We start from the raw sequence: 7299 nt of genomic DNA on the forward strand, positions 1-7299 counted from the left end.
AAAAAGAAAAAAACTGACAAGTTTTTTTAAGAATTTCCTTTGACGAATTTACCAGTTTTTAGAACTATAATCCCGGTTGGACTTACAATTCAATCCTCGTACCTAATAACTTCAAAAATTCACGAATGAACTTCGCATGAGCCGGCCATGCAGGAGAAGTCACCAGATTTCCATCTACTACGGCCTCATGAGCTGGAACATCTTGAAATTCACCTCCAGCCAATGCCACCTCTGGGCCAACAGTTGGGTAAGCCGTCAGCTTTCTACCCCTTACCACGTCTGCAGCAGTCAAAATTTGAATTCCATGACATATGGCCGCCACAGGCTTATTCTCCTCAAAAAAATGCTTCACCATTCTTAAAACCTCACCTTTTAATCTCAGATACTCCGGTGCACGTCCCCCAGCAATCACCAAACCATCATAATTAGAGGCCGTCACCTCACTAAAAGAATAGTTCAATTGAAAATTATGTCCCAGCTTTTCCGTATAAGTCTGATCACCTTCAAAATCATGAATGGCAGTCTTGATACAATCTCCCTTTTTCTTATCTGGGCAAACAGCATGCACCTGATGTCCTACCATTTCGAGCATCTGGAAGGGAACCATAGTTTCATAGTCCTCAGCGAAATCACCAGTTAAAAACAGAATTTTTTTCATACCAGAGTTAATTTTCAGGAAAAGTTAATATTTAAAAGGTATTTACCTTTATTGGAACACACTTCATTTACCAATAATGATGTACCTGAGGCTTGATATAATGTTCATAAATCTGCTTTATCCCCATTACCTGTTCATCAGAAAAATCCGGAACATTCATTACTGATAAATTGGAACTTAGCTGTTCTGGTCTGGAGGCTCCAGGAATAACGCAACTTACTTCCCTAAACATTAAAATCCAGCGCAAAGCAACTAATGCAAAATTTTCGCTTTCTGGAAACAACCCCTTGAGCTTTTCCACAGCTTCCAATCCTATTTCAAAGTCCACCCCAGAAAAAGATTCCCCTTTATCAAAAGCCTGTCCTTCCCTATTAAAAAACCGATGATCTCCTTTTGAAAAGGACATATCTTTATGAAACTTCCCTGTCAAGATACCACTAGCCAAAGGGACTCTTGCTATTACTCCTATGTTTTTCCTTTGGGCCTGTTCAAAAAACAACTCTATAGGCCGGTGGCGAAACATATTAAAAATAATTTGCACTGTACTTACATTTGAATATTCAATAGCCTTCAAAGCCTCCTCCACCTTTTCCACACTAACCCCAAAATTCAGAATTTTACCTTCCTCAATCAGGCGGTCAAACAACTCAAATATTTCCGGTCGGTAATACACCTCTGTTGGAGCACAATGCAATTGCATTAGATCAATCACCTCCAGACCTGTATTTTTAAGGCTATCTTCCACAAACTTTCTTAAAACCCTGGGTTGATAGGCTTCTCCTACATGAGGATTTAACCGCCGGCCACACTTTGAAGCTACATATATTCTTTCCCCATGAGAACGAACAAATTTCCCTACAGCTTTTTCACTTTCTCCATCACCGTAAACATCAGCGGTATCAATAAAATTAATTCCGGAATCCGCAGCCAAATTCAATATTTGATCAGCATTTTCATGACAAAAGGGGGCTCCCCATTTGCCTCCAACCTGCCAAGTCCCCAAGCTAATCTCGGATATTTCAAACCCTGTTTTCCCAAGTGTTCTGTAGTTCATTTGTAAAGGCTGATTTTATGGTTAATTCAATTTTTCGGTATTAAGGATAAAGTAAGAATTTTGATTCATTTTCCATCACGTATAAGGCACACCTATTTTGTGCCTCTTGAGCATCATTTTATTTCATAGGAAGCATCTTCCAAACGGTTATTTTGGATAGCATCACAAACAGCAAAATTAAATCCAGGCCGAATACTAAAACCTCCATATTCACCCAATTTATTTAATGCCAGTAGCCCCACTTGCAAATGGTCCCTGTCCGGGTGATTCCTATGTTTAGAAATTATCCTTTGAATCGCCTCTTTACAAGCCTCCAAAGGTGAATACCCTTGCCTCATTAACTCCACTGCAACTGTACTGGCCGCTGTTCTTATTACTGCTTCACCCAAACCGGTTGCGCAGACAGCACCTACCTCATTGTCCAGAAATAATCCAGCCCCAATAATTGGAGAGTCCCCTACCCTTCCATGCAATTTCCAAGCAGCCCCACTTGTAGTACAGGAACCTGACATATTACCCTCTGCATCCAGCGCCAACATTCCAATAGTATCATGGTTCTCCATATTTACTACTGGTTTATATTTAGCCTCTTTTAGCCAGTTCTTCCAATCTCTTATTGAACCAGCTGTCAATAAATCTTCATGAGGAAATCCCTTTTCTCTTGCAAAATAATAAGCCCCATTCCCCACTAACATAACATGAGGGGTTTCATCCATCACCTTTCTCGCCACTGCAATGGGATGTTTAATATTTTGCAGACAAGCCACCGACCCACAATCACTATTTTCATCCATTATGCAAGCATCCAAAGTAACGTTTCCATCTCTGTCGGGGTACCCCCCATATCCCACACTTCTTACTTTTGGATCTGCCTCAGCAACCATTACACCCTTTTCAACGGCGTCAATGGCTCTACCATTTTTTGATAAAATCTTCCATGCTTCAGCATTTGCTGCCAATCCATGATTCCAGGTAGAAATAACAATGGGTTTGGTCACCTTTTTTCCTTTTTTCTTTTTCTCCTTATCGGCAGCTAAAGAGATGAAAGAGCTCATGGCGGCAACTCCAAAAGCAGATACTTTTAAAAATTTTCTTCTATTTTTCACCATACAAGAAAAAAACTGATTGTAAAGACATCATTAAATATATAGCAAAATTCAAGAAAATCAACCTCCTACAGCCAGATTTTACAAAACGAAAAACTTTATCCGCTAACCCTTCAAAATATCCTAAAAGTTAATTTTAAAACTGCTAAATCCTCCTTCCTGGTTTTAAAAAACCTTCCTATATCCCCAACCATTTAACTTTTATGTTTTTCACTTATTTAAAAGAAAGCATATTAACTAAGGACTGAAAAATCTTATTTGAATGTTCCATAATACCTTTCAGAATTTTAATGAAAACAACTCTGTTTTTCAATCAGAACAATCGTTAGGAATTGTTTGGCGATGAAATCACGGCGTTCACCTAAATTATTATGTGGGTTCTTATTTCTTACTTTCCTTTGTTTTAGTTGTTTAACTTTTAAAATTTACGTTTATGAAAATTATTAAAAAATCCATTTTATTATCCCTTTTATTAATTCTCTTTTTAGCAGGATGTATTCCATCCGTACATCCCCTTTACACTCAAAAAGATCTGATCTTTGATACTCAGGTGATTGGCACCTGGGAAGATCAGGAGGGAAACTTATGGAAGTTTAGTCAAAAGAAAACTCAAAGAGGAGAAAATAAAAAATCCTACCTACTCACCAGATATGAGAATGATAAGGCAAAATTTTTAGATGTACATTTACTCAAGCTGGGAGGAAAATTCTATTTTGATTTTTACCCCGAGGAAGTACCTTTAGATGTCCAACTTTTTCCTGTTCATACCTTTGCTCGGTTTTCCAAGAAAGGGAAAAACACGATCCAAATTGAACAGTTTGACGCTGATTACATAGGAGAATTAATTACTAAAAAAAAGGTGAAAATAAAACATGAACAAACAGAGGATAACATTTTACTCACTGCAAACACGGAAGAACTGCAAAAATTTGTAATAAAATATTCAAAAGATAAAAAATTATTTGAGGGAAATGTCATCAACTTAAAAAGAAAAAGATAATATGACATACCAACATCATTTAATTTTGAAAAAATTAATCCAAAATAGGGTAATTCATCATACCCTATTTTGGGGAATCACTTATTGGGTGCTCCTAAGTATTTTTACAGAGGGAATTAAGGCCTCAAAAATTGAGTACATCTATACTGGTATTTTCATATTTCCACTATTATTTGGGGTTTATATCAATCTTCTTTTATTAATCCCCAAGTTACTGTATCGCAAATACTATTTTTTATATACATCAACGGTAACTTTGGGTATCCTGATTAGCAGCAAAATGAACCTGTTGCTTTTTGAAAAATACATAGATCAATTCCTCCCAGGGTATTACTTTATCTCATACTACGAGCTGGATGACATTTGTCTTTTCTCCTTAACACTTATTGTCCTGACCACGTTATTAAAGCTTTCAAAAGAAAGGTTTCTATTACAAGAAGAAAAACAAAAGGTAGTTTCTCTGGAGAAAGAAAAAGCTGAAGCTGAACTTAAATTACTTTCTAATCAATTGAATCCCCACTTTCTTTTTAACAGCCTGAATGTACTGTATTCCTTGGCAATAAATAAAAAGGAAGAAACTCCCCATGCTATTATTCAGCTTTCGGATACTTTGCGATACGTGATTTATGAAGCCAACCAAGAAATGGTCCCATTGGAAGCTGAAATTGCACTAATCAACAATTACATCGAGCTTCAAAAATACCGAACGGGCTCAAAAGCCAAAATTGATTTTAAAGAAGAAGTGGAGTATCCTGAAACAAAAATTGCCCCCATGCTACTTCTTCCCCTGGTAGAAAACAGTTTTAAGCATGGAATTAAAGGGGATTTAGAAAACACATTTTTAAAGGCCTCATTAAAAGCTAATGAAAAGAAGGTTGAATTCAGGATTCAAAATAATAAAGGAATTAGTCAGGAAATTAAAAAACATCAAAATGGAGGTCTTGGATTAAAAAGTATAAAAAAGAGACTTCAACTAATTTATCCTGATAATCATCAGTTTGAAACATCCGAAGATCATCATTCTTTTTCTGTAAAATTAAGTATCACGGTATGAGCCAATTAATAAGTTGCCTAATAATCGAAGACGAGCCTGCAGCTCAGGATATATTAAAGAAATACATAAATGACAACCCTAACCTTTATTTAGTTCAATGCTGCAATAATGCTATTGAAGCTCTCGAAATTTTAAATAATGCTGAAATCCAGCTGATATTCCTCGACATCAACATGCCCAAATTATCCGGGTTACAATTATATAAGTCCCTTTCAAATCCCCCGAAAGTAATTTTTACCACAGCCTATCCAGAATACGCCTTGGAAGGTTTTGAGGTTGATGCAGTAGATTATCTTTTAAAACCTTTTACTTTTGAACGTTTCCTTAAAGCTGTGCAAAAATACATTTCTCTGAGTTCAAAAGAGCCTATTAAACAAAGCGAACCATTTATTCTTTTAAAAGCGGATAAGAAAATCCATAAAATAAATTTTGAGGATATCTTCTTCCTGGAAGCAAAGGGTGATTATGTAAAAGTTACCTTCAGTAATACTTTTATATTAGTACATTCTACCTTGCAGGCCCTACAGGCTCAATTACCCAACCATCAGTTTATTAGGATTCACAAATCCTTCATCATTTCATTAAACCACTTGGATATAATTGAAGGAAATATGGCTAAACTAAAAGACTACTCTATTCCTATAGGACAAATTTATAAAATATCCTTTCTTGAAATGATTAAAAAAAGGAGCGGGGTTTAATTATTTGATAACTCTTTTTGATTAATCAACTTGGGGAATACTCAGCTTTTTGACATCCCACCACACACTTTCATAGAAGTTCACCCAACCATTTCAAAAATTTCTATTGATAGTTCCATTTACTTTTCCCAACCGACAAAAAATAAAATAAGTCAATAAAACATGGCAATAAACAAAACCAAATTAAAGCTCCTCCCGCCCCACCAAAAAAGAGATTTAAGATCCCTTGAAATAGGATTTTAAATCTCTTTTGATCACATCAATCTTTATTAGCCCTACTAATTTCCGTCCCACCAAACCGGAACACCCAGGGCTTTAATTCCATTTGGGATTCCCGTTTTTGCTACATTTTCAGCATTATAAAGCAATTCGGTACTGGGATATGGAAATCGCACTGGAATCTCATTCATAATACTGCTTGGTGTTACATTTAATTGAGGATATCCAGTACGCCTAAAGTCATGATAATTCTCCAATTGAAGATAATTTGCAATGTATTTTTGAGTCATCAATTGTTCGTAAGCTTTTTCTGGATCATTATCTAAAACATTCATCTGAAGATACTCATCAATATCACTAATGCCATACATATCCATTGAAGCCTCAATGCCCTCTACATAAGCTTCAATTACGGAAGTCGTCACTCCTCCTGACTTTAACAACTCGGCTTCCGCTTTAATAAAGGGAACCTCAGCATAAACCAACCAATACAATGGCGCATCAGCAGCACTATAAAAATCCCCAATCTCCGAAATGGTTTCATCCGCAGTACCAACATCGCTGGTACTTCCCGCATAAACACCTGATGCATTGGCATTAAACTGAAAATCCATTCTTGGATCCTCTAAATCGTAAAGCAATGCGACGTAATCTGCATGAGGACGAGTCCAGGTATTCCACTTTCCATCTCTGGCATATTGATACCAAGGATTTTCAGCATCAGGACTATTAAAATATTTAACGGATGGGGCATCTGCATTAGAACTCATCCCTTTCCCTAGTGCATTAAGCGCTAATTGAGCCTGTTCCACTTCACTTTTCCCTGGAGCATTGCTTAGACGTAGATAATATCGGGCCTTTAAAGTATAGGCTAGTCTTTTCCAGGCCCCCATATTCCCTCCATAGACAATATCATTTGAAGAGGGAGAATTTAGACTTTGAGCATCTGCATCCACAATTGCCTGATCTAAAAGAAGTTGAATTTGTTCATAAATCTGTTCTTGAGAATCATAAACAGGCTTTAAAACACCATCAACGGCCTGAAAAGCTTCAGAGAAAGGAGCGTCTCCAAACATATCCGTTATAATAGATATGTTCCATGCCAAAATAATATTTGCTATTGAACGATAATGTAGATTACCACTTTCAGTTGCCATTTTTTCCAACTCCTTACAATTCTGCATTACGTCGGTATATGAATAGAATCGCCAGGTATTGTTTACGTCATTTTCATCCACATCATAAGTCCCGTAATTAGGAGCTGCGGCTCCATAAAAAGTCTGATTCATCCAGGTATTGGTTACCCTAACCGGATAACCGCCCAAAACTTCATAGGAGAAATTCGACAAAACGGCGGTCAATACTAAATCTTCTGTTACCTTTTGGGGATTATTGGGATCTTCATTTACATCGAGAAAATCTCCGCAGCTTATTAACCCCCCTACAATTAGTAGGGTGAGAAAATATGATTTTATTTTATGTATCATTTTACTGAATTTAAATTTTT

7 protein-coding genes are annotated in these 7299 nt (G+C 36.6%); 3 read left to right on the plus strand and 4 right to left on the minus strand.

Annotated features, from left to right (window positions below):
* Positions 1-82: 82 nt before the first annotated feature.
* The 3 genes from E1171_RS11880 to E1171_RS11890 form a co-directional block, all read right to left on the minus strand.
* A complete protein-coding gene (locus tag E1171_RS11880; protein WP_155206223.1) occupies positions 83-658 on the minus strand; it encodes a DJ-1/PfpI family protein in 576 nt (191 codons plus the stop codon).
* 67 nt (positions 659-725) lie between these two features.
* The gene (locus tag E1171_RS11885; RefSeq protein WP_155206224.1) at positions 726-1712 is read right to left on the minus strand and encodes an aldo/keto reductase; all 987 of its coding nucleotides are present in this window, start codon (positions 1710-1712) and stop codon (positions 726-728) included.
* Between the two features lie 113 nt (positions 1713-1825).
* Complete coding sequence (locus E1171_RS11890) at positions 1826-2821, minus strand: isoaspartyl peptidase/L-asparaginase family protein (protein ID WP_155206225.1); 996 nt, start codon at positions 2819-2821, stop codon at positions 1826-1828.
* 430 nt (positions 2822-3251) lie between these two features.
* Between E1171_RS11890 and E1171_RS11895 the strand changes: the two genes are divergently transcribed.
* Genes E1171_RS11895 through E1171_RS11905 form a run of 3 tightly spaced genes read left to right on the plus strand, consistent with a single transcriptional unit; the run spans position 3252 to position 5573 of the window.
* Entirely contained in the window at positions 3252-3818 is a 567-nt protein-coding gene (locus tag E1171_RS11895; protein ID WP_155206226.1) for a hypothetical protein, read from the plus strand.
* Between the two features lie 25 nt (positions 3819-3843).
* The gene (locus E1171_RS11900; protein ID WP_222931482.1) at positions 3844-4872 is read left to right on the plus strand and encodes a sensor histidine kinase; all 1029 of its coding nucleotides are present in this window, start codon (positions 3844-3846) and stop codon (positions 4870-4872) included.
* Positions 4869-5573 carry a LytR/AlgR family response regulator transcription factor gene (locus E1171_RS11905; RefSeq protein WP_155206228.1) on the plus strand — a complete coding sequence of 235 codons (705 nt, stop codon included), beginning with the start codon at positions 4869-4871 and terminating at the stop codon, positions 5571-5573. The genes E1171_RS11900 and E1171_RS11905 overlap by 4 nt, the downstream gene beginning before the upstream one ends.
* Before the next feature lie 278 nt (positions 5574-5851).
* On the opposite strand, the gene E1171_RS11910 is transcribed toward E1171_RS11905, so the two are convergent.
* Positions 5852-7299: SusD/RagB family nutrient-binding outer membrane lipoprotein (locus E1171_RS11910; protein ID WP_222931483.1), on the minus strand; the 1448-nt coding region annotated here is incomplete at its 5' end.

Source organism: Xanthovirga aplysinae (genome assembly GCF_009711365.1).
Taxonomy (GTDB): Bacteria; Bacteroidota; Bacteroidia; order Cytophagales; family Cyclobacteriaceae; genus Xanthovirga; species Xanthovirga aplysinae.

What these genes read in the sequence shown, in the direction of transcription:
- E1171_RS11880 (WP_155206223.1), bottom strand. Translation starts at nt 658, where the DNA reads ATGAAAAAAATTCTGTTTTTAACTGGTGATTTCGCTGAGGACTATGAA.
- E1171_RS11885 (WP_155206224.1), bottom strand. Translation starts at nt 1,712, where the DNA reads ATGAACTACAGAACACTTGGGAAAACAGGGTTTGAAATATCCGAGATT.
- E1171_RS11890 (WP_155206225.1), bottom strand. Translation starts at nt 2,821, where the DNA reads ATGGTGAAAAATAGAAGAAAATTTTTAAAAGTATCTGCTTTTGGAGTT.
- E1171_RS11895 (WP_155206226.1), top strand. Translation starts at nt 3,252, where the DNA reads ATGAAAATTATTAAAAAATCCATTTTATTATCCCTTTTATTAATTCTC.
- E1171_RS11905 (WP_155206228.1), top strand. Translation starts at nt 4,869, where the DNA reads ATGAGCCAATTAATAAGTTGCCTAATAATCGAAGACGAGCCTGCAGCT.